The following is a 24763-nucleotide window of genomic DNA, read 5'->3' as shown; positions in this document are numbered from 1 at the left end:
GAAACTTGAAACATTCTCCCACGAGATCCGCTTGGATGTTTGAACGGCAACTCAACGCCGCAACCCAACATCCTTTCTTCCGGATCTCGACCCATGAAACGCACTGCCAAAAAAATCTTCGTCGCCGCAACAATCGCCGCCGTCTCGATTCAATCCGTTCCGACCGCTTCGGCCTGTGGCGGGCGCGGGGGACGCGTTTCTTACGCCCCGGTTTACGGGAGCTATGGCCGAGCCGCGTCGAACTATCGGACGACCTTGCCGACGACGCCACCGATCCACAACGCTCGGCCGCCCTTCAACCCGGCGCTGCATCAGACGTCGCAACCCGCCGCGGTCGCCCCGCCGGTTTCCACCGCATCGTCCGTCGCAGCCGTCCGCCCGCGGCCGCGGGCTCAAGTCGCATTGCAAACGGCGGCACCGCAACAAACCGGCACGCCACAAACCGTCCAACCGCAGGCGTCCCAGCAACTGACGTCCCAACAACCCGCCACGACGCCGGCGGCCACGCCCGATGCGGAATCGTCCGCGCTGGCAGCCCTCGCGTCGCTCGCCGCGGCGAATTCCACCGCGACCACCTCCACCGCGAACATTTCGAACCCGGCACCGACCTCGACGACTGCGGTCGCAGCCTCCACAACCACGCCCCAACACATCGGCAGCTTTCGGGCAGCACTGCCGAGCAACGTCACGATCCAATTGAACTTGAACGACAGCGGCACGTTCTCCTGGATCGTCTCCAAGGACGGCAAGACCAGCCAGTTCTCGGGCCAATACCGGGTGACCGACGGACGATTGACGCTGGTTCGCAGCAACGACTTGCAGCAGATGGCCGGCAAGCTGACGCTGGGACCGAACGGATTCACGTTCCAGTTGGACGGTGCCAACAACGCCGGCTTGGATTTCAAGAAAGTCGCGTAGTCGCGTAGGTCATGCTGTGCATGACAACCGGCTTGCATCGCATGCCCTACGCTTCGCCACGATCGTTTAGCTGCGATGCGTGATCGGATGCTCGAGCAACTTGCGGAGATAGCGTCCATACTCGCTGTGCCGGAGGGATTCGGCACAGCGTGCGAGCCCCTGGCGATCGATCCAGTTGTTTCGAAACGCGATCTCTTCGGGACAACAAACCTTCAGCCCGGTGCGTTTTTCGATCGCGCCGACAAAGCTGCTGGCGTCATGCAAGCTCTCGTGCGTGCCCGTGTCCAACCAGGCGATCCCGCGCCCCAGCACTTTCACTTCCAATGCACCCTGTTGCAGGTAAACGCGATTCAAATCGGTGATCTCCAGCTCGCCGCGCGGTGAAGGCGACAACTGCTTGGCAATCTCGCTGGCTTGGGGGTCGAAGAAATACAAACCGGGGACGGCAAAACTAGACCGCGGCTCGGCCGGTTTTTCTTCCAACGTGATCACCCGCCCGGCCGAATCAAACGAGACGACGCCATAGGCCGATGGATTGCGCACTTCATAGGCAAAGATCTTTGCACCGCGGACCAGTTTCGCCGAACCGCGGAGCAGTTGGATCAGGCCCTCGCCGTAAAACACGTTGTCCCCCAACACAAGACAACTCGGTTGGCCCTGCAGAAAGTCTTCCCCCAGAATCAGCGCTTCGGCTAACCCGCCGGGACGTGGTTGGACGGCGTAAGAAATCTGAATCCCCCACGCCGAACCGTCCCCCAACAACGACTGAAACAACGGCGTGTGACTGGGGGTGCTGATCAGCAAGATGTCTTGGATACCGGCCAACATCAACGTCGATAGCGGATAATAGATCATCGGTTTGTCATAGACGGGCAACAACTGTTTGCTGATCGCCGCCGTCAGCGGCGCCAGCCGACTGCCACTGCCGCCAGCTAAAATGATGCCCTTCATGATGGATCCGCCTTTGAGACCTGGCCGAGTCGCTGGAGTTGGTAATTCCCATCCAGGATAGCTTGCCACCAATCGCGATGGGTCAGGTACCAGCGGACGGTGTGGCGAAGACTGGTTTCCAGATCAAACTGCGGACGCCAACCGAGTTCGCTGCGAATCTTGGTCGAATCGATCGCGTACCTGAAATCATGGCCGGGCCGATCGGGAACAAACGTGATCAACTCCTCGTACCGCCCGCTGCGTCTGGGGTGCAACTCGTCCAGGATGCCGCACACCGAGCGGACCAGATCGATGTTGCGCCGCTGGCTATCCCCGCCGATGTTGTACGTTTGGCCGACGCGTCCGTTCTCCAACACACTGCACAGTGCTCGGGCATGATCCAGCACGTACAACCAGTCGCGGATGTTTTCGCCCTTGCCATAAACGGGCAGCTCTTGTTCCCCGAGCGCCTTGATGATCATCAACGGCAGCAGTTTTTCGGGGAACTGATACGGCCCATAGTTGTTGCTGCAATTGGTCACGATCACGGGCAAGTTGTATGTCGTTTTCCAAGCCCGCGCCAGGTGATCCGATGCGGCTTTGGTGGCCGAGTACGGCGAGTGCGGGTCATAGGGCGTCGACTCGGAGAACTCGCCGGTCGCACCGAGTGCCCCATAGACTTCATCGGTCGAGACGTGCAGAAAACGAAACGACGGGGCGCGTTCGCTCGCCAGGCCTTGGTGGTATTCCGCCGCCGCGGTCAGCAGCTGGAACGTGCCGACGATGTTGGTCTGGATGAATGCGGCAGGTCCATCGATAGAACGATCGACGTGCGACTCGGCGGCCAGATGCATCACGGCGTCGGGACGATGCTGGGCAAAGACGCCGCGCATTGCCTGCAGGTCCGCGATGTCGAGCTGACAAAACGTGTAACGGACATCGTCGGCCAAGTCGGCCAACGAGTTCGGATTGCCCGCGTACGTTAATTTGTCCACGTTGACGATCCGGTGGTCCGACGACGTCAGCAAATGTCGGATCAGGTTGCTGCCGATGAATCCGCACCCACCGGTGATCAAGATTTTCACTTAGCCACCCCTGGAGTCGCCGCGCCGTTGCCATCGACCGTTTCCGTGCGGACGAAATAAAGCCAGATCAATGCAGCGATCGAGAGGCAGAACACCACGACACTGACCCACTGTGAAATCGACAGCGACGTGTTGAATTGCCCCGCCTCGTCCACCCGAACGATCTCCAGCACGTACCGCAACACTGCATACGAAGCGAACCCGATGAACATCAACGCGCCGGTGCGCGTGATCATCAGCGACAAGGCACAAAGTGCGATGCAGAGGACCAGGGCACTGATGCTGCTGATCGGTTGCGCCGCACGCACCGGCAACGCCCGCTCGGGAAGATCGTCGGGGGACAACACATGGGTCGTTCCGGAAATCCGCATCATCCATCCCGGCACGACCTCTTCTTCGGCAGTCGCGGGGTCGGCTTGCTGGAACGGTCGCCGGTCAAAGTCACCGGCTTCGAAGACGTCGTTGGCCTTGATGCCCAGTTCGTCCGCAACACTGTCGGGCACCACCGAACGAATTTTGCCTGTTTTCAAATCGATGTCCATGCCCAGCAATTCGCCGCTGGTCAGTTGTTCCTGATAGACCTTGGTGATCGGCGGAAACTGCAGCGACGCCCAACCGGGTTCGCATCGTCCGCCGTAACAGCAACCGTTCAGCAGGCAGCCGATTCGTCCGAAAAAGACGCCCAGGAAGATGCACGGCACGATCGCATCGCCGAAACGCAGCAGCGGGATCTTGTTCCGGAAGGTGAAAATCAGGAAGGCGAGGAAGCCGCCGATGAACGAACCGTAGACGACCAGTCCGCCTTCGGTGAACGCCAGCATGTTCTTGATCGTTGCCAGTGTCGTCTCCCCGATGTACTGGTCGCGGTACTGGATCACATAAAACAGTCGTGCACCGACGATGCCCCCGATGAAGACCCAGGGGGCCAGAGAGAAAATCAACTCGGGGTTCATGCCGGCGCGCTCGGTTCGGTAGGCCGCCAGCGCGATCGCGCTGGAGACACCGAGGACCAAGAAGACGCCGTAGCCGCGGATCGCCATCCCGACCGGATCTCCGGCGACGTTTTCCAGTTCGACGTTGGGCAAAATAAAAACGACCAATCCCGCCGCGATCGCCCAAAACAAGCCTTCACCGGCCATCACCTGGCCGAGCGTCGGTGGTCGATGCTCGTCGTGACCGCGCTCGCCCTGCTTGCGTTCACCGTGCTGGCCGCCCATCCGGCTGATTTGACGCTGGGCCCAAACCAGTCGAACGACCAATGCCAGCACGAGGATCCCCAGCGCCCAGCCGAACCCAAACACGGGAAACGGCCCGATTTCGTGGGGAATAAAGAAAAGCGTGCGTTGCATCGATGTTGGTGAAGCGTTGAAGTTGCGAAAAACCCGGTGACATTGGCCTAGACCACCGGCGACTCCCTTTTCTACGCTCCAGAGAGTGAAAAAGTCCAGGTCGCCTCGCAATCCCCCCGGATACCGACGACGCGTTACCGACCACGCGATGCCGACCCCCCGATCACGAACCACACCCACGAGATCGCCAGCATGATGCGGCCTTCCCAATCCATCGCTCCCAAGCGGTTCGCGGCAACCCTGATGTTTGCCTGGTGCAGCCTGCTCGTGTTGGCAAGCACCAACGCGGCCGAACCGCCCCAGCTCCGGCTCGCCGCCGCCAACGTCCCGATTCCTCCCGGCGAAGCATTCCAGGTCACCGTCGAGGTGTTTGAAGTACTCGGCAACGAAAAACTGCAACTCCAGGACCGCCACCTGCTGCTGTTCAAAGGCGGCAAGGCCTACGACTTTGGATTGACCGAACCGCGCGACGTGACGCTGATCGATCCGGTGAATTCCCAAGTCATCCTGCTCTCACGCGTCGACCACGTCAAAGCGACGATCACCCATCAAGAGATTGTGACCGCCGCGGCCCGATTTCGACTGTTCGCAACCAACGAAGGCCTGGAAACCCGGTTGGGAATCGACGCCGAAACGACCAAGGAGGCGAACCAAGACAATCGCTACAGCATCGAATTCGGCGACTATCACTACAGCGTCACGACCGCCGAGCCGTCGATGGCGGCTCAACCGCATCGCTTTGCCGAGTTCACCGATTGGGTCGCCCGAGTGAATCTGGTTCGCAAGCTCGGCACGCCACCGTTTGCCAGAATCAACCTGGGAAACACCATCGCGGCCGACGGTTTGATTCCCCAAACCGTCACGCTGACACTGAAATCCCAGACGCGCTCCAGGATATTTGTCTCGTCGTACAAATTCAAACCGGGGCTGAGCAAGGAAAGCCAGCAACGTCTCGACGAGGTCGCCGGCATGCTGACCCTCTATCGGGACGTGCCGCTGGCGGCGTTTCCGAGATAGTCGTGCGCAACTTGTAGCGGAAGGGCGCGAGCCTCTCCGGTGTGTCACACTACGACTGAACGCCCAGCGACAACCCGTCCAGCATTTGGCCCGCCGCGTCGCTTTTGTTGAGCACGTAGTAGTGAATCCCGGGGACGCCGTTTTCGATCAAATCGATCGTTTGCACCCGCGCGTGATCCACGCCGACTTTGAATTGATAGTCGGCGTCGTCGTTTTCGTTCATCGCCGCTGCCATCTGGTCGGGAATCCGTGCCTTGCACATGCCGGCGATCCGAAGTGCTTGTTTGAAATTGGTCACCGGCAAGATCCCGGGCACGATCGGAATGCTGATCCCCGCGGTCTGGCAGGCATCACGAAAACGATAAAAGTCATCGTTGTCGTAGAACAGTTGTGTGACGATCACGTCCGCCCCCGCATCAACCTTTCGCTTCAGGTTGTCGAGATCGGTTTGTGCATCGGGCGCTTCCTGGTGAATTTCCGGATAACCGGCGACCGCGATGCCGAACTGGTCGGGAAAACTCGCTTGGATCAACTCGACCAGTTCATTGGCGTACCGCAATCCGCCTTCGACCGCCTGAAACGATTCGCTGCCCTTGGGCGGGTCGCCACGCAGGGCCACGATGTAATCCGCCCCGCGCCGCTTGGCTTCGGCCAAATACTCGCGGAGCTGCTCGACGGTCGATCCGACACAGGTCAGGTGCGACGCAACCGGCAACCCCGTCATCTCCCGCACCCGCTGGACGACATCCAACGTGCGCGACTGGGTCGAACCGCCGGCGCCGTAGGTGCAAGTGAAGAAACTCGGCTGAAACGCCTTCAATCGCTCGACGTTCTTTTCCAGCAGATCCATGCCCGCGTCGGTTTTCGGCGGAAATAATTCGAACGAAATCGCGCATTGCTCGCCGTTGAAGTGATCGGCAAGTTTGATCGGAGAACTCATCTGGGACCGAAGATCGGAGTGGGAAGTCGTACTGAAACGGACACCCATTGTAGCTGTCCGATCAAATTCGCAATGCGTGAGTCTCAGAAAGAGTGGGACAGAGGCTTCCCGCCAGGGACCGTCCAGCTCAAGGCGACCGCTTTTCGCACGTACGACGGCCCCTTCCGGGCCGTCGTCCGGAGGGCATTTCGCACGTACGACGGCCCTTCCGGGCCGTCGTCCGGAGGGCTCGCCCCGACGCCCCAGAAAAGACGTCGTCCCCTCAAGCCTGCACACCGGCGCACTCGTCACGCCCCTTTCTCCATCACGTCCCGTTAAGGGCCAAATCTTGACCCACGGTTCCCACCCGCCTAGACTCGCCGCTCCCGCCAGCGACTCCGGATCCGCTGAATGCTTCTCGGGCATCCCCTTCCGCCTTTCCGCCTGCTCCACACGGTGCCTCCGTTGATCGATGTGCCTTTGCTTCCCCCAGTTGATCTCTCGTCGATGACTTCTGCTGCGACGCTGTGGGGGCAAACCGAGTCGGTGACGCCGCCGGCAGGTCCGCTGATCGCGTTGCTGGTGTTCGGCATCGCGTTGCTGTTGGTGCTGATTCTGAAGCTGAAATTATCCGCGTTTCTGGCTCTGTTGGTCGTGTCGGTCTTCGTCGCCGCGACCAGTCGGACGGTCAATCCGGAAGCGGTCCCGCTGACCCAAGTCGCCGACACGATCGTCAAGAGCATGGGCAGCGCGCTGGGGTTCATCGCGACGATCATCGGGATCGGCGCGATCTTCGGCGCGATCCTGGAACACAGCGGCGGGACTCAGGCCCTGGCCAATCACCTGGTCCGCATCTTCGGCCCGAAGCGTGCTTCATGGGCGATGTTGTTGACCGGATTCATCATCTCGATCCCCGTCTTTCTGGACGTCGCCTTGGTGATCTTGGCGCCGCTGCTGTTCGCCCTGGCCCGCGACACCAAACGGCCGTTCCTGCATTTCGGGTTGCCGTTGGTCGCGGGGATGGCCGTGACCCACGCGTTCGTCCCCCCGACGCCCGGGCCGGTTGCCGTGGCGTATCTGCTGGGGGTCAATCTGGGTTGGGTGATTCTGTTCGGCGTGATGGTCGGGTTGCCGACGGCGATTCTGTGCGGCCCGTGGTTGTGCGTGAAGCTGTCCAAGGGCGTGGAGATCAACTTGCCGCCGGCCCCGTTGATCGAGGAGGAAGAGCAAGTCGCGTTGCCGTCCTTCGGTTTCATTTTATTTTTGATCGCGCTGCCGATCGCATTGATCTTGGCCAACACGATCGTCGAACAGTGGATCGCGGCCGGGTTGCCCGAAGGCCTGACGCGTGACGAGCGGGGCACACAACTCGCCGCGACGTTGGCCGCCGCATCGCCCGTGGTGCAGTTCATCACGTTCATCGGGCACCCCGTGATGGCGCTGCTGTTTTCAACGATTTTTGCGTTGTATTTCCTGGGCACCAAGCGTGGCGTGGACCGCGAGACGCTGCTCGAGATTTCGACCAAGGCGCTCGGCCCGGCGGGGATCATCATTCTGATCACCGGAGCGGGTGGTGTGTTCAAGGGCGTGCTGGCCGCGACGGGGATCACCGACGCGATGGAGGAAATTTTTCGCGATTCGGGAATCTCCGTGCTGTTGTTGGCCTGGGTGTTTGCGACGCTGATTCGAGTCGCGCAAGGGTCGGCAACCGTCGCGATGTTGACCGCGGCCGGTCTGATGGGAAATTTTGTCGATGGCATGAGCCAGCCGCAATTGGCACTGATCACCGTGGCGATCGCGGCCGGAGCGACCGGGTTTTCCCACGTCAACGATTCCGGGTTCTGGATGATCTCTCGCTATTTCCAGATGTCCGAAGCCCAGACGCTACGCACCTGGGGTGTGATCTCGACCCTGATCTCGTTGATCGGATTCTCCATCGCCATGGTGTTCTGGCAATTCGTCGGTTGACCCTTCCGCGGCGATCTCCGCTTCACCAACCCGGTCTTCGGCGACGGCGACCGAGGACGCGACAGCCGTGGCGGCGGTGCGGTCGCGGACGAACCACGGCACCACCAACACCAGCAACGCCGCGACGATGATCACGTTGCGGCTGCTCTGGTCGCTCGGCCAGTACGGCGTTTCCCAAAGCACACGCCAAAACACGAGATGCAATGTCAACGCAAACGGCAATGCAAACGCGAACGATTCCATCGCACCACGATCGGCGATCTGGCCCTTCGGCCCGTCATTGATGGGGATCCAGCGCAGCAACGGACGCAGCAGCCACGACAAGATCGCCGCACCGATCACCAACGCCGGCATCGATTGCCAGCCGATCACGATGGCGGGGATCGACAGCATCGCGATCAAATCGACCAGCCGCCGGGTACCGCCGCCGAGCGGATCCAGCTTTAGATCGGCCGTCGGACAAAGCCCCTTGGCGAGCACGCGTCCGAACAACGCCGCCGCAACCAACGCGGTGGCCACCCGCATGATCGCATCGACATGAAGCCCCTCGGGTACCCAGTACAGCGGCCGAGTGGCCTGCCAAGGGACGACCATCACGGTCGGATAGGCCAGCATCGCAGCGACCACAACGATGCCGGCAAACACGATCAATCGGGTCGGCAATCGCGTCCCATCAATCCGGATCAACGCCATCGCCCAGAGCGTCGAAACCGCGACGGTGTGGTAGGTCAAAATCGCCAACAACTGCGGTGACACCCGGGGCGTCCAAAGCGGACCGCCATGCCAGTGGACGAATTGCGCCGGCAGCGAAAGCGAATACAGCTGTGTGATTCCGATCAGCGTCAGCGAGACCCCGACCAGCGCTTCGACGATCGGATAACGGCGGGAGATCGGCAGCGAGCAAAACCGACAACGCCCGGCCAGCGAGATCCAACCCAAGACCGGGACGTTGTCCTGGATCTTCAACGTGTTGGCACAACGCGGGCAATGCGAGTGACCTCCGATGCCTTCGCCGCGCGGCATCCGCCAGGCGACGACGTTCAAAAAGCTGCCGATCGAACTGCAGAAAAACAGCAGCCAGCCGACGATCGTCGCATCAATCAACCGCGGCTGGATCAGATCCTCGAAGTCGTAAAAGGCATACATTCGCGACTGGATCGACGCCAAACCGAAGATGTAGGCGGCCGCGACAAGCGCGATCGCGGTCAGCGTGGCCAGCAGGGGAAGTTTTTTTCGCAGTCGATTTCGCGTCAAGTTGTCAGATCCGATTGAATGCCGGGCCGGTTGCTCTGGCACAATACTATCGCCGTGGTGACGTCCGCTACAGTCTTGCTTGAAAATTCCCCCCGTCGATGAACCAAGATGCCAATCCCCGAGATTCGACTCTCTCAGGCGAATTCCCGTTCCTTGCAACGCGACGGCCAGTACGTGTTGTACTGGATGATCGCGTCGCGACGAACACGTTACAGCTTCGCGCTCCAACATGCCGTCGACCGGGCTGAAGCACTCGGTAAACCGCTGGTGATCTTCGAACCGCTCCGCGTCCGCTACCGCTGGGCCAGCGACCGCATCCATCGCTTCATCATCGAAGGCATGCGCGACAACGCCGACGCCTTGCGCGACAAACCGGTGACTTATTTCCCGTACGTCGAACCGAAACCCGGTCGCGGTTCGCCGTTGCTGGCGAAATTGGCCGAAAAAGCCTGCACGGTGGTCACCGACGAATTCCCGTGCTTCTTTCTGCCCGACATGATCGATGCGGTCAAGGATCGCTTGCCGGTGCCGCTGGAACTGGTCGACGGCAATGGCGTCGTGCCGATGCGGCTGCCCGGTCGGACGTTCACGGTCGCACACAGCTATCGACGCTGGATGCAAAAAAACATCCTCGATTGTCTGACCGAATTGCCCGAACCCGACCCGCTGGGCGACGTTTCAATGCCCGAACTGGACAAATTACCGGCGTCGGTGACGCGAAAATGGAAGCCGGCGGACTTGGACGCACTGCTCGAACCCGACGGTTTGGCGGCGATCCCGATCGACCATGACGTCGCCCCCAGTCCGGTGGTGACCGGCGGCAGTGCGGACGCCGAGAAACGCTTGGACCGCTTTCTGGCCGAACGGCTTCAGGTCTACCACACCGACCGCAATCACCCCGACGAAGAAGCCACGACCGGACTGAGCCCGCACCTGCATTTCGGCCACATCGCCACCCACGAAATCGTCGAACGGGTCTTGGATCACGAAGAATGGACGCCGGACCAGGCCTCCGATGCGAACGGCAAAAACCACGATTTTTGGAACACCAGCGAACCGGCCGAAGGGTTTTTGGACCAGATCCTGACCTGGCGTGAAATGGGCTTCAACCTGGCGTTTCGCGAGCCTGACCAATACGACAAAATCGAGTCGCTGCCCGATTGGGCCAAGAAATCGATCGCGGCAACGGCCGACGACGAGCGTCCGGTGACCTACACGCTGGAGCAATTCGAGGCGGCCGAAACCCACGACGAGCTCTGGAACGCGGCCCAGCGGCAACTCGTCCGCGAGGGCGTGATGCACAACTACATGCGAATGCTGTGGGGCAAAAAAATCCTGCACTGGACCGAGTCCGCCGAGCAGGCGCTGGAGTTCATGATCCACCTGAACAATAAATATGGACTCGATGGGCGTGACCCCAATTCGTACAGCGGCATTTTCTGGGTGTTGGGGCGATACGACCGGGCCTGGGGTCCCAAACGCCCCATCTTTGGGAGTTTGCGCTACATGACCAGCGACAGCGCTCGCAAGAAACTTCGGCTGACGAAGTACTTAAGTCGTTTCGAAAGTTGAGGCCGCATCCCATTTTCGACCCCGAAAACTCTGAAAAGCCCTTGCCGAGCTGCGCGGGTGTCGATACGCTTCCGAATCCTCCGCCCGAGGACCGTTCTCGGTCTTTCATCGGCGGCAGACCCGCGAACTCGATTCGCTCAGCTTCCAAGCGAGATGGCGCCGTGATAAACCGGCTGAAATCGCAGCCGAAGACAAAGGGTGCCTGACAGCACGGCCGACCTGCACGTCAAAATTGCAGCGACCGCACCGATGGCAATGACCAGACTGGCAACGACCAGATCGATCGCCCCATTGTGCTGAGCCTTCCGTTTGACCTTCGCCCGACCGCACATTTTCCGTTACCCGTAGAACTGTTTCCGTGACGCAACCTACCTACATGGCCAAACCCGGCCAAGTTGAAAAGAATTGGCACGTCGTCGACGCCTCTGACGAGGTACTCGGACGCTTGGCCAGTGACATCGCTGTCGTCCTGATGGGCAAACACCGCCCGCAGTACACCCCGCACGTTGATTGCGGCGATTTCGTGATCGTCACCAACGCGGACAAGGTCGCGATGACAGGCCGCAAGATGGACGACCGGCACTACACCTGGTACACCGGCTACCCGGGGCTGAAGCTGGAAAGCTACGCCGATCGCCAGCAACGCAAGCCGGAAGATTTGATCTTCCACGCCGTCCGCCGGATGTTGCCGAAAAATAAATTGGCCCGCCAGATGATCAAGAAACTGAAGATCTATGCCGGCCCCGATCACCCGCACGTCGCCCAGGATCCGAAGCCGCTGGCCCGGAAGGGCAAGAAAGTTAGCTAGCCCGATTTGGCCAGCTCGATTTGGCCAGCCCAACGCGTCTGTCTCGCTCGGCTGGCACCTTGAAACCACCCTCCAAACGACTCATTTACCGACTCTACTGATGACCCTGGTCAAAAAAGACAAGATCAACGGTGACGCTCTTGGAACCGGACGACGCAAAAGCAGCGTCGCTCGCGTCCGCGTCCGTGCCGGCGAAGGCAAGATTACGATCAACCGAAAACCGTTGAACGAGTATTTCGTCAACGACCAAGATCAAGCTGCGATCACCGCAGCCCTTGCCGCCGTCGAACTCGCGGACAAGCTGGACGTCGTCGTGCGTGTCACCGGTGGCGGTCTGACCGGTCAAAGCGGAGCGGTTCGTATGGGACTCGGTCGTGCACTCGTCAGCTACGACGAGTCGCTTCACGATGCCCTTCGGGATGGCGGGTTCCTGACGCGAGACTCTCGCATGAAGGAACGAAAGAAACCTGGTTTGCGCGGTGCCCGACGTGGCGTCCAGTTCAGCAAACGATAAACCCTAGGAAAACAGTTGGGAAAGAAAGAAGAAGCGTTCGAAGTCGAGGGCACTGTCACACAGGCCCTCGCCAACACCCGGTTCCGAGTCCAATTGGAAACCGGCAACGAAGTCATGGCGCACGTCGCAGGACGGATGCGCAAGCACTTCATCCGTATCGTTCCAGGCGACAAGGTCCGCGTCGAGCTGTCGCCCTATGATTTGACCAAGGGTCGCATCACCTACCGAGAACGTTAGCGGTCAAGCGGAACGTACGCGGGCAAGCCTCGAGTACTTTGCCGACGTCTCGTTACAGAGTCCGTAAGAAAGTGGCGTAAGCTTCCAGCTTGCGCTCCACGGGTGAAACGAGACGGCATCCCGATCCCGCCCGCTCACCAGTCGCAGCAATTCGCCCGAGCCGTCCATGCCCAGCGACCTGGTATCGATCCTCCGCACCGCCAAGTCGGCCGCCTACTCCGGCGGCCACGTCTTGCATCGCTACTGGCACGAAGGGGTCGAGCTGCGCGACAAGTCCGACATCGGCGGCAAGAGCTACGACCTGGTCAGCGATGCGGATCTGGAAAGCCAATCGGTAATCGCCAATCTGATCACCGAGAAATTCCCCGATCACGAACTGATGGGCGAGGAAGACTTGGTAGGCGATACCGGTGCCGAGCACCTCTGGGTCATCGACCCGCTCGATGGCACCAACAACTTCCTCCACCATGTCCCGCACTTCGCCGTCTCGATCGCCTACTACCGCGACGGCATTCCGACTGTTGGTGTCGTCCACAACCCCATCAGCGGCGACACCTACGCGGCGGTGAGAGGCGAGGGGGCGAGCCACAACGGCGACCCCATCGGCACATCAGCGGCGACCGAGTTGTCCACGGCCCTGATCGGCTGCGGCTTTTATTACGACCGCGGCGCGATGATGCGATCGACCCTGGCGGCGATCGAAGATTTTTTTGGCCACCACATCCACGGGATCCGCCGCTTCGGAACCGCCGCGCTGGACCTGTGTGCCGTCGCCAACGGCATGTTCGGGGCGTTCTTCGAGTACAAGCTGTCGCCCTGGGATTTCGCCGCCGGCCAACTGATCGTGACCGAAGCCGGAGGCAAAATCTCCGACGCCCAGGGAAACCCGCTGGGTCTGGAACCGTCCAGCGTGCTGGCAAGCTGCCCCGGCCTCTACGACGCCGCCCTGGCGATCACGTCGAAGCATCACCCTGCGTAACTGCTGAAAGGCTGAAAGGCTGAAAGGTGCCACCCACCATTCCAGCGCTATGGGGCGAATGGGACAGATACGACCTATGTGTCCCATCGGTCCGATTTGCCCTATTTGCGGTGCGGTCACAAGGTGCCGCCTGCGGCCCCAAAAGGCGCCCCCCACCATCCTGCGACCAATTTTCGACGCGTGAAGCTGGGTCCGGAGGTGACGATCAATCACTTTGCGCCGAACGGGGTGAGTGCTGGTGAACCGATTGGTCGATCACGCGTGCCGGAACGCTGACGGTCCGACATTTCTGACCCAGTCTTGTCTCAGACTAGCAGGCGTGGTGCCGGCCATCTCTCTGGCAATGAAAGCCGATTCACACCCCCCAGTTTTGCGGGGGAAGTGACTTTCCGCAAAATCCCGAACAGATGCAACCGAAGTACATTTTGATCGATTCGGAAAACGTTGGCCGTGATTGCTCACGGCACCTGGTGGGAAACGCCTTCAAAGTGCTCGTGTTCGTCGGCGCCAAACAACCGAATGTTTCGGTCGAGACGGCGAAGGCTTTGCAGCCGTTCGGCAAGCAGGTGGAATACATCACGATTTCTGGCAGCGGCCCCAACGCGCTGGATTTCCACATCGCGTTTTACATCGGTCAAATCTCGCAGTCAGACCCGTCGGCGGCGTTCCGCATCATCTCCAACGACGAGGGCTTCGATCCGCTCGTTCGACACCTCAAATCACGTCAGATCGATGCCAAACGAATCGGATCACCGACGGCGGCGAAGTCGCCCATACCCGCCAACGACGGCACGCTGACGCAACGCTTCGAGGCGGCAATCGCGTTTCTGAAACGGAACAAGGCGTCCCGGCCGCGGAAGCTTGAGACACTTCGCTACGCCCTCTCCAATTCGTTCAAGAAGAAACTGCCGGACCAAGACATCGAACGGGTCGTCAACCAACTGATCGCCAAGAAGCACGTGACCGTTTCTGGAGCGCAGGTGAACTACAACCTGCCGGGGAAGTGACTCAAGCCGCTCACTTCGCACCGTCGGAAGAATGAGTGGCTGGGATTGATTGTGGGATAGGCTTCCAGCCTGTCGCTTTCGTCATGACAGGCTGGAAGCCTATCCCACCTATTCTTCCGACGGTCCTTAGCGCCAAGTGGGGCGTTTGTTGTTAGCGGCAGGGCGCGAGCCCTCCGGTCTTTCACGGTGCTAATGAAGCGCGACCGGACGGCTCGCGCCGTTCCGCTAACACCTTTAAAGCCAAAGTGGATGGCACTGGGGGGCAAGCCTCACCGGCCTTATTTCGTCATCGACTTGGGCCGCACGACGTCTTTGACCAGCCCGATCATTTCCATGCATCGAATCACACGCCACGACATATCAAACTCCCACCAACGGTGACCGTGGGCGGCCGATCGAGGTTCGGCGTGGTGATTGTTGTGCCAGCCCTCGCCATGGCTGAACAGCGCGACCAGCCAATTGTTGCGGCTATGGTCACGCGTCTCGTAGTTGCGATAGCCGAACGCGTGGGCGACCGAATTGACCGCCCAGGTGCCGTGCAGCACGAACACGGTCCGGACCGCGACGCCCCAGACGTAATAGCTGGCCGCATACTTGAGCGCCCCGGCACCGCCGTCGACAAAATAACCCACCAGGGCGCCGACCAGGGTCAACGCGATGGCGTGCCCCAGGAAGACAAAGAACCAGCCGCCTTTTCGCTCCAGCCGCAAATAGAACGGATCACGCAGCAAGTCGCGGACGTAGCGTTCGTAGTGGGACGTCCGATCCAGGTCTCGATTGCGGACCACGACCCAGCCCATGTGGCCCCATAAAAAGCTGACCAGCGGCGAGTGCGGATCGGGTTGGTCGTCGCTGTGCTGGTGGTGCATGCGGTGGATCGCGACCCAGCGAGCCGGCGAATCCTGCAAATTGCACATCCCCAGAATCGCCAAGCCATGCTCCAGCCATTTCGGGCACGTGAACCCGCGGTGGGTGAGCAGACGGTGGTAGCCGATCGTGATCCCCATCATCCCGAACACAAAGTGGCCTGCGATCGCAATCACCAGCCCCGACCAGGTGAACAGCCAGGGGACGAAGGCCAGCAAGGCAACCAGGTGGACGAAGGAGAGCACGGCGACGTATTCCCACAGAATCCGCGTCGGCCGCGTTTTCTCGGGGTGGGGAAGACGCTGCGGATCGATCGCCGGAACCTGATCACTGGCCGTCTCGGCAGCCGCTACGGCCTCCGCGGTCGAGCGTGACTCGGTGGGGTCGGGTTCCGCAACAGTCTTTGGGGTGGCGTCGGCAGTGGACATCAAAAGGGCCGGGTTGGGGGAATTGGCGACTGGCGGGTGCGACCCGCGACTGGCGTGCCGAAAAGGCCCCACGCGCATCCCGATTCAACTCGGCCACGCCGTCTTTCCAGACCGACGAAGCGATTGCGCCACGACGTTCGCCGGCACGCGACGAGGGATGCAGGGGCAAGCGTTTCCGAAGGTCTTAGTTGTACGCGAACCCCGTGGCATTCCGGCAGGGCAAACGGCGAAGAAAAAAGCCGTGGGCGAAAGAATTCGCTCACGGCTTGATCGTTCGTGCGGCAACGCACAGCCGAAGCTGAACCTGCGCGACAAATGGGCTCGACTACTTCTTGTCGTCTTCGGCTTTCTTGACCTTCTTTTTCTTCTTCAGCGAGACCTTCACCACGCGAACCTTGGGCATTCCCAAGATGGCTTCGTCTTCGTTGAATTTATCAAGTCGTTGCAACTGGGCGATCCGCTCGGCTCGGGTCAGCACGTTCCGCGCTTTGATCGCCCCAGCTTTTACCTTCAGGCTGCGATCGAGCGTCATGGTAGCTTCCTCGGGGGAGGGAAAAGGGGTGTATTGAAGTTGTTTCGAGCCGCGAAGGTTAATGCCTGGGGCCGGAATCCGCAAGGCTGAGCCGCGAATTTTCGCCACCGGGGGGCACGTTCACTTTTTCAAGTAACCGGCACTCGTTTGGAAATACTTTCGCCGCCGAACCACATGCCGGTCGGCGTCGGAAGCGGCCACCAAATCCGCCAGATTGGCTTGGCAGTAACGGCACTCCGCGGTCTCCAGGTGAAAGCGGATGTAGTCCGCTTGATCGTCCGCCAAGGTCTCCAGCAAGAACTGGCCCAGCTCCTCTCGCGAGGGGCACGACAATCGGCCGCGACGCCAGATCGCGCCCAGCGTGTGCAGCCCCGCGTTCTCGCGGCCACGCACGGTGATCAACCGCTGCCGCAACTCCGCGTCCTCGCGCAATTGCCCTTCCAACGCCGTCGAGCGCTCGTCGGAAAGCGCCTCATCGAGGAAAGCGACCAGTTCGGCGTCGGTGAATTCGGGCATCGTTACACGTCGCGGCTGAGGCACAGGGTGACGTTTTGGCCACCGAAGCCAAAGCTGTTGTTCAGGGCGTATTTCACGTCCGCCGGGCGCGCTTCGTTGGGGACATAGTCCAGATCGCAAGCGGGATCGGGGTTTTCGTAATTGATCGTCGGCGGCAGCACCGAATCTCGCATCGCCAACAGGCAAACGATCATCTCGGTCACCCCGGCGGCGGCAATCAGGTGGCCCATCATGCTCTTCGTGCTGCTGACGGGAACCTTGGCCGCGTCGTCGCCAAAAACTTCGTGGCAGGCCAGCGATTCGACTTTATCGTTGACCGTCGTGCTGGTCCCGTGGGCGTTGACGTAACAGATGTCGGCGGGTTTCAGGCCGGCGTCGGCGATCGCCATCCGCATCGCCGCGATTCCTCCGTGGCCGTCCGGGGGGATATCGGTGATCCGGTAGGCGTCGGCGGTGGTTCCGTACCCGGCGATTTCGCCGTAAATCGTCGCCCCACGAGCCTTCGCGCGATCCAGATCTTCCAAAATCACCATCGCCGCGCCTTCGCCGAGCACAAAACCATTGCGGAGCCGGTCGAACGGACGGCTGGCCTTGGTGGGTTCGTCATTGCTTTCGCTCAGCGCGGTCAGCAGGTTGAACCCCGTCACGCCGAAGGGATGGATCATGCTGTGCGTTCCACCGGCCAACATCACGTCGGCGTCGCCGCGGCGGATCATTTCGGTGGCTTCGCCGACCGCTTGGCTGCTGGCCGCACACGCGGTCAGACAGTTCATGTTGGGGCCCTGGGCATTGAACAGCGTCGCCAGGTGGGCCGCCGGCATGTTCGGCTCCTGTTCCAGTTCGCTGGCCGGATCGAGCAACTCCAGCCCGCGTGCGATGAACTTGGACGCGTCAAATTCTCCGCCGGCGATCGCCGCGGTCATCATCTGGCTGAACGTGTTGAAATCCTGGTTCCCTTCACCACTGCCCAAATAGACGCCGAAGCGGGTCGGATCGGTGATCGTTTCCAAAATCCCGCTGTCGGCCATCGCTTGCCGGGCGGCTCCGATGGCGAATTTGGTGTGCCGTCCCAAGGTCTGGGGACGGCCGAGAGGCAGATCTTCTTCGGCCAGCTCCCAATCCTTGACCTCGGCACTGATCTTGGTCGGAAACCCGCTGGCGTCGAACAGGGTGGTGTAGGCGACCCCGCTTTTTCCCGCCTGAAGCCCGGCCCAAACCGAATCGACGTCGTGGCCCATCGGGTTGACCATGCCGATCCCGGTGACGACGACGCGTCGGCGGTCTTTGTGATCACGCTGCATGCTGACTTCTCGGCGCTGGAAACTAATTGAGTTTATCGTAGGTCGGGAATCGATTTCCGTTGGCGTCGACCGCCACCGAAAAGAACTTCATGATCCGCAGCATGACCTTCAGATCATCCGGTTCGAACAACGGACCGTCGATCAAATAGCCATCTTCGAGAAACGCGAACATCAAATCGATCTCCGCTTGAATCTCGCCGTCGCAGTGGCTGGTACTGGTGACGGTTCCGCCATTCTCCTGAACGGCGTCCATTTTGACTTCATACTGCAGCGTGGTGCCGTTGAGCGCGGGCGCATGAAACTTCGCCCGTCCGACCTTGGCCAGGACGACACGTTTGTCGAACAAAAAATGCTCCGCCACCAGGATCCCGCCCAGCTGCGCCATCCCCTCAATGATCAGGGTCGGCGGCAAAAACGGGTATCCCGGGCAATAGTTGTCGACGGCCTCTTCAACCAAGCTGACGTTCTTGATGCCCTTGGCGTGCGAGCCCGAGACAAATTCGGTAAACCGATCGACCCAGAGCCATCGCATCAGTCGTTGACCTTGGCACCGACGTACCGGCAGAGATCGCCAACGGTCAGCAAATTGCCGAAGTTTTGCACCTTCGGGTCCGCTTCGAAGTCGCTCAAGTCGGCCCAGGGCATGCGTTTTTTCAGTTCTGCCAGGCCGTCGGCGGTGACCACGCCGTCTTGAACGTATTGGCTGTTGGTCAAAATGTCTTCGGGAGACAATTCTTCCCGCGGGATCTGGATATCGAACGCCTTTTCCAGCTTAAAAACGATGTCCAGGAAGTCGATCGATTCGGCGCCCAGGTCACCGACCAGGGTCGCGTCCATCGTGACCTCGTCGTCGTCGACGCCCAACGCGTCTTCGAGTGCCGATTGAACCTTCGCGAAAATTTCGTCTTCTGTCAGAGCCATCTCGTGTTTTCCTTTGCAAATGCTTTTCCGCACGTCCCGCCCAGGGGTTCGGTCCCCCGGTTCAAAACTGGACCTGCAGATGAAACTAGGTGGTTGGATTGGGGGTGAACGAAACGTCACCGAACAACTCTTTGAATTGCTTTTTTGCCCGCCGAATGATGTCCGCGTCTGTACCAGTCTCCGGCGGCTCGTTGCTACCCGAACGTTCTAAAATCAGCCGCGCCGAGACGGTCACCCGCCCCTGTTTTTCGGCATTCGCTTTGACCGTGATCAGCCCGTCGGCCTCTTTGACACGCTCGGCGGTGACCACCAGCGTTTCGTCGGGGGACAGGAAGTCGCCGAATTTCACGTTGCGGACTTCTCGGAGCAACACCAACGCCGAAGCAAACTCGTCTCCCGTCCGGATCATCCAGACCGCGGCTTGATGCAGCGCCTCAAGCATCATCACCCCCGGCATCACGGGAAACCGCGGAAAATGATCTTTCAAATATTCCTCATCCGCTCGCAAAGTACGTTCAGCCACGATCCGCTGTCCGGGATCCAGGCTGACGATGCGGTCGAGTTGGCGATACTTCATGAAACGGCGATGGTGAAACAAGAATCAGTAGGCATGGCGTCTTGCCATCTCGACGCGATTGAAACGCCCTGGACGCGTTTTCACTCTCTCCAGCCATCGGCTGTTGAGCCCGTCACGCTTGAGTTTGGATGGGTATCGGCACCGGTAATGTCAGCCGATTCGGAAAACTCAATGTTTTCCGCAGCCACAAAATAGTGATCTGGACAATTTCGCTCAACCACAGCAGAGCGAACTCCGCGGCTTGCCGACAAGGTTTTGTCATCAGCCCCCCCGGGGTCTGTCCCCGCCGAGACGTTTTGCCCCGGGGTCTGTCCCCGCCGAGACGTTGTTTCGATCGGTCGCGAGATGGGACCAATAGGACCAATGGGACACATAGGTCCTATCTGTCCCATTGGTCCCATTCACCCATGGCCCCCCGATCAAACAACCCGGGGTCTGTCCCCGGTGGGAAATTCGGGGTCTGTCCCCGGGGAAATTAACCCCGGCCGCAAACAACCCGGGGTCTGTCCCCGGCCGCAAAAAACCGGGGTCTGTCCCCGGGGAAATTGGGGTCTGTCCCCGGTGGGAAATTTGGCGGCGGTGGGGGATCTCTGGTACGCTACGGGACCTGCCTCTTGCATCGCCGTCTCCCCGATTGCCCTGCCTTGATTGTCCTGCCCCGATGCGATTTCACTCTCCTGCGCCGCGAGTCCGCTCCCAAGCCTGCTTTGCCGCGTTGTTTTCCTTGATGGCAACCGCCGTCGGCGACGTGATGGCGGTCGCCCCCGACTCCGAAGCGTTCTTTGAACAACGCATTCGCCCCGTCCTGGTCAAACACTGCTACGAATGCCACTCCGCCGAGTCCGACGAAATCGGCGGGGCCCTGTGGCTGGACAGCGCCGGGTCGATGCGCGATGGCGGTGAGAGCGGGCCGGCGATCCGCGTCGGCGATGCCGACGCGAGTCTGCTGATCTCCGCGATCCGCTACGAATCCAGTGAAATGCCTCCGGATGCACCGCTGCCGCCCGCGGTGGTCGACGACTTCGTCCGCTGGATCAACGCCGGCGCGATCGATCCGCGAAAAAAATCTGCCGACACATCGCCCCGTCCGGCCGCCGACGAAATTGATTTGCAGCAAGGACGCGAGTTCTGGGCGTTTCGCCCCCTAACCGACTTCCGCAAATCGCTTTCGCAGGACTCCAAAGACGCGATCGGTGAAGATCTGATCGACCACCAACTCGACGCACAATTGGCCGAACAGGGAATCGAGCCGGTCGGCACCGCACCGCCGGAACCGCGATTGCGGCGTCTGGCGTTTGATCTGACCGGTTTGCCGCCGTCCGAATCCATCCGGCGTCGATGGATGGAATCGCCGAGCGAAGCGACGTGGATCCAACTCGTCGACGAATTGCTCAGCTCCCGCGCCTTCGCTCAACATTGGGCACGGCACTGGATGGACGTCGCCCGCTACGCCGACAGCAACGGCAGCGACTTCAACGCGACCTTCCACGAGGCCTGGCGCTACCGTGACTACCTGATCGATTCGTTTGACAGCGATCGACCGCTGGACGAAATGATCCGCCAGCAAGTCGCCGGCGACCTGTTGCCCGCCGCGACTGATCAACAACGGCATGACAACGTCGTCGCGACGACGTTCCTGATGCTCGGCCCCAAGATGCTCAGCGAGCGGGCCAAAGAGAAATTGATTTTAGATGTGGTCGACGAACAGATCGACACGGTCGGCCGCGCGTTCCTGGGCATGACACTCGGATGCGCCCGTTGCCATGACCACAAGTTCGATCCGATTCCCACCGAAGACTACTACGCACTGGCTGGGATCTTTCAAAGCACCCAAACACTCAACGGCGAATCGCAAAAATACGTCAGCACATGGAATCGCGTCGAATTACCGACCACGGACGAACACCGGCAAGCACTCGACCAGCACCGCACCACGCTCGCTTCTCTGGAAAGCCAAGTCAAGCAAGCGACTCAAGAGCTGCAACTGGCAAAGGAGAGCGAAAACAACGGAATCGTCGTCGACGACCGTGAAGCGACCAAGATCGGCGATTGGGTGGGATCCACGTACACGAAAGGCTTCATCGGTTCAGGTTACGTGCACGACAACAACACCAACAAGGGATCGCTGTCGATCGAGTTTCGCAAACGCCTGCCGACCAGCGGCCGCTACCTCGTGCGTTTTGCCTACAGCAGCAACGCGAGCCGAGCGGCAAAAATCCCGGTCACGCTCATCACCGCCGATGGAAACGAACAGCTGATCGTCGACCAGCGGAAACGGTCGGACACGCCGCCTTGGAATGATTTGGGAACGTTCCGGTTTTCCGCCGATGAAGATGCGGTGGTGACGATACGCAACGACGCAACGGACGGCTATGTGATCGCCGACGCCGTCGCATTCGTCTCCGCTGAAGAAGCGGCGGAGTCTGACGAGTCGCGTCAGGCGGCCGAGCGAATCGCCGCCGCCCAGAAACGACTCGACGCACTGCAGAAGCAACTCGATGCCGCCAAGAAAAACGCACCGCCGCCGCTGCCGGTCGCGATGGCACCGCGAGATTTGCCGACCGACAAGATCGCCGACAGCCCCGTCCATATCCGTGGCGAAGTCAACAACGTCGGCGACGTGGTCCCGCGCGGTTTCTTGCAAGTCTGCGGCCCCGGCGACGCGGCGATCGAAACGCCCTCCGGCAGTGGTCGGGTCGAGTTGGCCCATTGGCTGACCGATCCCGACAATCCGCTGGTCGCCCGCGTGCTGGTCAACCGAATCTGGATGCACCTGTTCGGCGAAGGCATCGTTCGCACGGTCGACAACTTCGGCACCCGCGGCGATCGGCCCTCGCACCCCGAATTGCTCGATGCCCTGGCGATCGACTTCATGCGACAAGGCTGGCAGTTGAAACCCCTGGTGCGGCGGATCGTTCTCTCCCAATCCTACGCGCGCAGCAGCGAGTTCGACCAACAGGCTTACGCCACCGATCCAGAGAATCGACTGCTTTGGCGGGCGCATCGCAAACGACTATCGGCCGAATCGATTCGTGACACGATGGTGCTGGCCGCCGGCGCGCTGACCCAAGAGGAACGCACCGAACCGGTCGCCGACAAAGGCGTCTTGGTGACGGCCAACAATGCGGTCACCAAAGCCGTCGCCTCCGGCATCGACCAACCCGTTCGTTCGATTTACCTGCCCGTGATCCGAGGCTACCTCCCGCCGCTGATGACCGCGCTCGATGCCGCCGACCCGGATTTGCTGGTCGGCAAGCGACCGACGACCAACGTGCCCGGCCAAGCATTGGTGCTGATCAACAGCGACGCTGTGATCGGTTGGGCGCAGCAAACGGCCGACCGGATCGTCCAAACCGAGTCGACTTGGGAGGACCGGTTGCGGGCGGCCTATCGCATCTGTCTTTCGCGCCCCCCCTCCCCCAACGACTTGGACATGGCCGAGCACTACGTCGGGCTTTCCCAGTCACTGAGCGACGACCAACTCAAGAACCGCTTCGCAGACTTTGTCGCCGCGATCTTTGCCACGACCGAATTCCGAATGCTGGACTGACATGCCTGATTCCTCCACCTCTCCGCTCCAGCTCGGCCGCCGCAGCTTGCTTACCCGGGCCGGTTTTTCGATCGGGTCGCTGGCCGTTTCCGCACTGACGCCGATCGGTGCACGGGCAACCGGTGCAATGGATCGGAACGCCGGTGCGCATCCGAAGCCGCGCGCCAAACGGGTCATTTTTTTGTTCATGCACGGCGGGCCCAGCCACGTCGACACGTTTGATTACAAACCGCGACTGGCGACCGATGACGGCAAGCCGTTGCCGTTTGACTTGCCGCCGAACCTGGACGCCGTTCCCAAACTCATGAAGGGGCCGTGGGAATTCGCCCGCCGCGGGCAATCGGGATTATGGGTCAGCGATCTGTTACCACACATGGCCGCGCAAGCCGATTCGCTGTGCGTGATCCGCAGCATGCACACGCGGGGTCAGTCCCACGGTCAAGCGGTCGGGATGATCAACACCGGCAGCGACAACCTGGTCCGGCCGAGCGTCGGGGCGTGGCTCAGTTATGCGCTCGGCAGCGGGCATCCCGATCTGCCGGCACACATCGCGATCGGCCCCGCCACCGCACACGGCGGCCCGCGAAACTACGGCGCCGCGTTTTTGCCGGCGATGCACCAGGCGACCGCGATCGGCAGCAACGGCAAACCGGGATCCGCCAAGATCCCCCATCTCACCGGAACCCTGGATTCGGATCGCGTGGACCGGCGGATCGAGATGCTCGCCGCACTCAACGCGAACCATCGCTCCCGCAGCGGTCCGGATCGTGAAATCGAAGGTGCGATCCAGGCGGTGGATCTGGCCCGACGGATGCGATCAGCCGCACCGGATGTCTTCAACTTGGACTCCGAAACCCAGGCCACCGAGCGGGCTTATGGGATGGACGAAAAAGCGACCCGCGAATTCGGCAAGAGCTGTTTGCTGGCGAGACGATTGGCCGAAAGTGGCGTGCGGTTCATCACGGTGTCCAGCGGCCAGGTCTGGGACCAACACAGCAATTTACAGAAGGGGCATGAAAAAAACGCCTTGGCGACCGACAAACCGATCGCGGCCCTGATCACCGACCTCAAACAACGCGGCCTATGGGACGACACGTTGATCGTCTGGGGCGGCGAGTTCGGGCGGACGCCCGTCGTGCAGGGATCCAACGGCCGCGACCACAACCCGCAAGGCTTCTCCGTGGTCCTGTCCGGTGGCGGGGTCCGCGGCGGATTTGCCTACGGCCAGACCGATGAATTTGGCTACTATGCCCGCGAAAACCGGGTCCACATGCACGACCTGCATGCCACGATCCTGTACCTGATGGGGATCGACCACAAACAGTTGACGTATCGATACGCCGGACGCGATTTCCGCCTGACCGACGTCCACGGCAAAGTCGTCGACAGCATCGTGGCGTAGCGGGCTGTCGATGGAGTGAGCCGCGGGCGCGCCAGCGGTCGGGCATTCTGGCGCCCGCCCGAGGCCTTACGGCCAGCGGCTCACCATTGCTTGTGGGACACTTGGGGGGCAT

General features: G+C 60.8%; 23 protein-coding genes. 11 read left to right on the top strand and 12 right to left on the bottom strand.

Annotation, left to right across the window (positions count from 1 at the left end; translation table 11 throughout):
• Positions 1-93 precede the first annotated feature (93 nt).
• Positions 94-918 carry a hypothetical protein gene (locus Enr13x_RS08610; RefSeq protein WP_145385630.1) on the top strand — a complete coding sequence of 275 codons (825 nt, stop codon included), beginning with the start codon at positions 94-96 and terminating at the stop codon, positions 916-918.
• A 66-nt stretch (positions 919-984) separates the two neighbouring features.
• Here the strand turns inward: Enr13x_RS08610 and rfbA are convergent, their stop codons facing one another.
• Genes rfbA through Enr13x_RS08595 form a run of 3 tightly spaced genes read right to left on the bottom strand, consistent with a single transcriptional unit; the run spans position 985 to position 4282 of the window.
• Positions 985-1869, bottom strand: a complete 885-nt coding sequence (gene rfbA, locus Enr13x_RS08605) for a glucose-1-phosphate thymidylyltransferase RfbA (RefSeq protein WP_145385629.1) — start codon at positions 1867-1869, stop codon at positions 985-987.
• Positions 1866-2933 (bottom strand): dTDP-glucose 4,6-dehydratase, encoded by a 1068-nt coding sequence (gene rfbB, locus Enr13x_RS08600; RefSeq protein ID WP_145385628.1) that lies wholly within the window; start codon positions 2931-2933, stop codon positions 1866-1868. The genes rfbA and rfbB overlap by 4 nt, the downstream gene beginning before the upstream one ends.
• Positions 2930-4282 (bottom strand): prolipoprotein diacylglyceryl transferase, encoded by a 1353-nt coding sequence (locus Enr13x_RS08595; RefSeq protein ID WP_145385627.1) that lies wholly within the window; start codon positions 4280-4282, stop codon positions 2930-2932. The genes rfbB and Enr13x_RS08595 overlap by 4 nt, the downstream gene beginning before the upstream one ends.
• Positions 4283-4474: 192 nt before the next feature.
• On the opposite strand from Enr13x_RS08595, the gene Enr13x_RS08590 reads away from it, so the two are divergent.
• On the top strand, positions 4475-5299 hold the full coding sequence (locus Enr13x_RS08590; protein WP_145385626.1) for a hypothetical protein: 825 nt from the start codon (positions 4475-4477) through the stop codon (positions 5297-5299).
• Positions 5300-5348: 49 nt separating this feature from the next.
• On the opposite strand, the gene metF is transcribed toward Enr13x_RS08590, so the two are convergent.
• A complete protein-coding gene (metF, locus tag Enr13x_RS08585) occupies positions 5349-6239 on the bottom strand; it encodes a methylenetetrahydrofolate reductase [NAD(P)H] (RefSeq protein ID WP_145385625.1) in 891 nt (296 codons plus the stop codon).
• Between the two features lie 486 nt (positions 6240-6725).
• On the opposite strand from metF, the gene Enr13x_RS08580 reads away from it, so the two are divergent.
• Entirely contained in the window at positions 6726-8186 is a 1461-nt protein-coding gene (locus Enr13x_RS08580; RefSeq protein ID WP_145385624.1) for a GntP family permease, read from the top strand.
• On the opposite strand, the gene Enr13x_RS08575 is transcribed toward Enr13x_RS08580, so the two are convergent.
• Positions 8103-9440 carry an A24 family peptidase gene (locus tag Enr13x_RS08575; protein ID WP_197455878.1) on the bottom strand — a complete coding sequence of 446 codons (1338 nt, stop codon included), beginning with the start codon at positions 9438-9440 and terminating at the stop codon, positions 8103-8105. The genes Enr13x_RS08580 and Enr13x_RS08575 overlap by 84 nt on opposite strands.
• Before the next feature lie 186 nt (positions 9441-9626).
• On the opposite strand from Enr13x_RS08575, the gene Enr13x_RS08570 reads away from it, so the two are divergent.
• The 6 genes from Enr13x_RS08570 (at position 9627) to Enr13x_RS08545 (ending at position 14557) form a co-directional block, all read left to right on the top strand.
• On the top strand, positions 9627-11012 hold the full coding sequence (locus tag Enr13x_RS08570) for a cryptochrome/DNA photolyase family protein (protein WP_145392190.1): 1386 nt from the start codon (positions 9627-9629) through the stop codon (positions 11010-11012).
• Positions 11013-11388: 376 nt separating this feature from the next.
• Complete coding sequence (gene rplM / locus Enr13x_RS08565) at positions 11389-11820, top strand: 50S ribosomal protein L13 (protein WP_145392189.1); 432 nt, start codon at positions 11389-11391, stop codon at positions 11818-11820.
• Between the two features lie 100 nt (positions 11821-11920).
• Positions 11921-12334: a 30S ribosomal protein S9 gene (rpsI, locus tag Enr13x_RS08560; RefSeq protein WP_145385623.1), complete on the top strand. Its 414-nt coding sequence runs from the start codon at positions 11921-11923 to the stop codon at positions 12332-12334.
• Positions 12335-12349: 15 nt separating this feature from the next.
• Positions 12350-12571 (top strand): translation initiation factor IF-1, encoded by a 222-nt coding sequence (infA, locus tag Enr13x_RS08555; protein ID WP_094411247.1) that lies wholly within the window; start codon positions 12350-12352, stop codon positions 12569-12571.
• Between the two features lie 166 nt (positions 12572-12737).
• On the top strand, positions 12738-13550 hold the full coding sequence (locus Enr13x_RS08550) for an inositol monophosphatase family protein (RefSeq protein WP_145385622.1): 813 nt from the start codon (positions 12738-12740) through the stop codon (positions 13548-13550).
• Positions 13551-13957: 407 nt separating this feature from the next.
• On the top strand, positions 13958-14557 hold the full coding sequence (locus Enr13x_RS08545; RefSeq protein WP_145385621.1) for a PIN domain-containing protein: 600 nt from the start codon (positions 13958-13960) through the stop codon (positions 14555-14557).
• A 278-nt stretch (positions 14558-14835) separates the two neighbouring features.
• On the opposite strand, the gene Enr13x_RS08540 is transcribed toward Enr13x_RS08545, so the two are convergent.
• From Enr13x_RS08540 to Enr13x_RS08510, 7 genes are all read right to left on the bottom strand, one after another.
• Positions 14836-15852, bottom strand: coding sequence for an acyl-CoA desaturase (locus Enr13x_RS08540; protein WP_145385620.1), 1017 nt, complete (start codon positions 15850-15852; stop codon positions 14836-14838).
• Between the two features lie 325 nt (positions 15853-16177).
• A complete protein-coding gene (locus Enr13x_RS08535) occupies positions 16178-16384 on the bottom strand; it encodes a small basic protein (RefSeq protein WP_145385619.1) in 207 nt (68 codons plus the stop codon).
• A gap of 120 nt (positions 16385-16504) precedes the next feature.
• On the bottom strand, positions 16505-16900 hold the full coding sequence (locus Enr13x_RS08530; RefSeq protein WP_145385618.1) for a hypothetical protein: 396 nt from the start codon (positions 16898-16900) through the stop codon (positions 16505-16507).
• 2 nt (positions 16901-16902) lie between these two features.
• Complete coding sequence (locus Enr13x_RS08525; RefSeq protein ID WP_145385617.1) at positions 16903-18201, bottom strand: beta-ketoacyl-[acyl-carrier-protein] synthase family protein; 1299 nt, start codon at positions 18199-18201, stop codon at positions 16903-16905.
• Positions 18202-18223: 22 nt separating this feature from the next.
• The gene (locus Enr13x_RS08520) at positions 18224-18733 is read right to left on the bottom strand and encodes a 3-hydroxyacyl-ACP dehydratase FabZ family protein (protein ID WP_145385616.1); all 510 of its coding nucleotides are present in this window, start codon (positions 18731-18733) and stop codon (positions 18224-18226) included.
• On the bottom strand, positions 18733-19122 hold the full coding sequence (locus tag Enr13x_RS08515; RefSeq protein WP_095737163.1) for an acyl carrier protein: 390 nt from the start codon (positions 19120-19122) through the stop codon (positions 18733-18735). Before Enr13x_RS08515 ends, Enr13x_RS08520 begins: the two co-directional genes overlap by 1 nt.
• Positions 19123-19207: 85 nt before the next feature.
• Complete coding sequence (locus Enr13x_RS08510) at positions 19208-19699, bottom strand: 3-hydroxyacyl-ACP dehydratase FabZ family protein (RefSeq protein ID WP_145385615.1); 492 nt, start codon at positions 19697-19699, stop codon at positions 19208-19210.
• Between the two features lie 661 nt (positions 19700-20360).
• Between Enr13x_RS08510 and Enr13x_RS08505 the strand changes: the two genes are divergently transcribed.
• Both Enr13x_RS08505 and Enr13x_RS08500 read left to right on the top strand, forming a co-directional pair.
• Positions 20361-23249 (top strand): DUF1553 domain-containing protein, encoded by a 2889-nt coding sequence (locus Enr13x_RS08505; protein ID WP_231744165.1) that lies wholly within the window; start codon positions 20361-20363, stop codon positions 23247-23249.
• Between the two features lies 1 nt (position 23250).
• Positions 23251-24651: a DUF1501 domain-containing protein gene (locus Enr13x_RS08500; RefSeq protein WP_145385614.1), complete on the top strand. Its 1401-nt coding sequence runs from the start codon at positions 23251-23253 to the stop codon at positions 24649-24651.
• Positions 24652-24763 lie beyond the last annotated feature (112 nt).

It is taken from the genome of Stieleria neptunia, from assembly GCF_007754155.1.
GTDB lineage: Bacteria > Planctomycetota > Planctomycetia > Pirellulales > Pirellulaceae > Stieleria > Stieleria neptunia.
The sequence above is the reverse complement of the archived record's forward strand: the minus strand, read 5'-3'. Positions and strand labels throughout refer to the sequence as shown.

What these genes read in the sequence shown, in the direction of transcription:
- Enr13x_RS08610 (WP_145385630.1), top strand. Translation starts at nt 94, where the DNA reads ATGAAACGCACTGCCAAAAAAATCTTCGTCGCCGCAACAATCGCCGCC.
- rfbA (WP_145385629.1), bottom strand. Translation starts at nt 1,869, where the DNA reads ATGAAGGGCATCATTTTAGCTGGCGGCAGTGGCAGTCGGCTGGCGCCG.
- Enr13x_RS08595 (WP_145385627.1), bottom strand. Translation starts at nt 4,282, where the DNA reads ATGCAACGCACGCTTTTCTTTATTCCCCACGAAATCGGGCCGTTTCCC.
- Enr13x_RS08590 (WP_145385626.1), top strand. Translation starts at nt 4,475, where the DNA reads ATGATGCGGCCTTCCCAATCCATCGCTCCCAAGCGGTTCGCGGCAACC.
- metF (WP_145385625.1), bottom strand. Translation starts at nt 6,239, where the DNA reads ATGAGTTCTCCGATCAAACTTGCCGATCACTTCAACGGCGAGCAATGC.
- Enr13x_RS08580 (WP_145385624.1), top strand. Translation starts at nt 6,726, where the DNA reads ATGACTTCTGCTGCGACGCTGTGGGGGCAAACCGAGTCGGTGACGCCG.
- Enr13x_RS08570 (WP_145392190.1), top strand. Translation starts at nt 9,627, where the DNA reads ATGATCGCGTCGCGACGAACACGTTACAGCTTCGCGCTCCAACATGCC.
- rplM (WP_145392189.1), top strand. Translation starts at nt 11,389, where the DNA reads ATGGCCAAACCCGGCCAAGTTGAAAAGAATTGGCACGTCGTCGACGCC.
- rpsI (WP_145385623.1), top strand. Translation starts at nt 11,921, where the DNA reads ATGACCCTGGTCAAAAAAGACAAGATCAACGGTGACGCTCTTGGAACC.
- Enr13x_RS08550 (WP_145385622.1), top strand. Translation starts at nt 12,738, where the DNA reads ATGCCCAGCGACCTGGTATCGATCCTCCGCACCGCCAAGTCGGCCGCC.
- Enr13x_RS08545 (WP_145385621.1), top strand. Translation starts at nt 13,958, where the DNA reads ATGCAACCGAAGTACATTTTGATCGATTCGGAAAACGTTGGCCGTGAT.
- Enr13x_RS08540 (WP_145385620.1), bottom strand. Translation starts at nt 15,852, where the DNA reads ATGTCCACTGCCGACGCCACCCCAAAGACTGTTGCGGAACCCGACCCC.
- Enr13x_RS08535 (WP_145385619.1), bottom strand. Translation starts at nt 16,384, where the DNA reads ATGACGCTCGATCGCAGCCTGAAGGTAAAAGCTGGGGCGATCAAAGCG.
- Enr13x_RS08530 (WP_145385618.1), bottom strand. Translation starts at nt 16,900, where the DNA reads ATGCCCGAATTCACCGACGCCGAACTGGTCGCTTTCCTCGATGAGGCG.
- Enr13x_RS08525 (WP_145385617.1), bottom strand. Translation starts at nt 18,201, where the DNA reads ATGCAGCGTGATCACAAAGACCGCCGACGCGTCGTCGTCACCGGGATC.
- Enr13x_RS08520 (WP_145385616.1), bottom strand. Translation starts at nt 18,733, where the DNA reads ATGCGATGGCTCTGGGTCGATCGGTTTACCGAATTTGTCTCGGGCTCG.
- Enr13x_RS08515 (WP_095737163.1), bottom strand. Translation starts at nt 19,122, where the DNA reads ATGGCTCTGACAGAAGACGAAATTTTCGCGAAGGTTCAATCGGCACTC.
- Enr13x_RS08510 (WP_145385615.1), bottom strand. Translation starts at nt 19,699, where the DNA reads ATGAAGTATCGCCAACTCGACCGCATCGTCAGCCTGGATCCCGGACAG.
- Enr13x_RS08505 (WP_231744165.1), top strand. Translation starts at nt 20,361, where the DNA reads ATGCGATTTCACTCTCCTGCGCCGCGAGTCCGCTCCCAAGCCTGCTTT.
- Enr13x_RS08500 (WP_145385614.1), top strand. Translation starts at nt 23,251, where the DNA reads ATGCCTGATTCCTCCACCTCTCCGCTCCAGCTCGGCCGCCGCAGCTTG.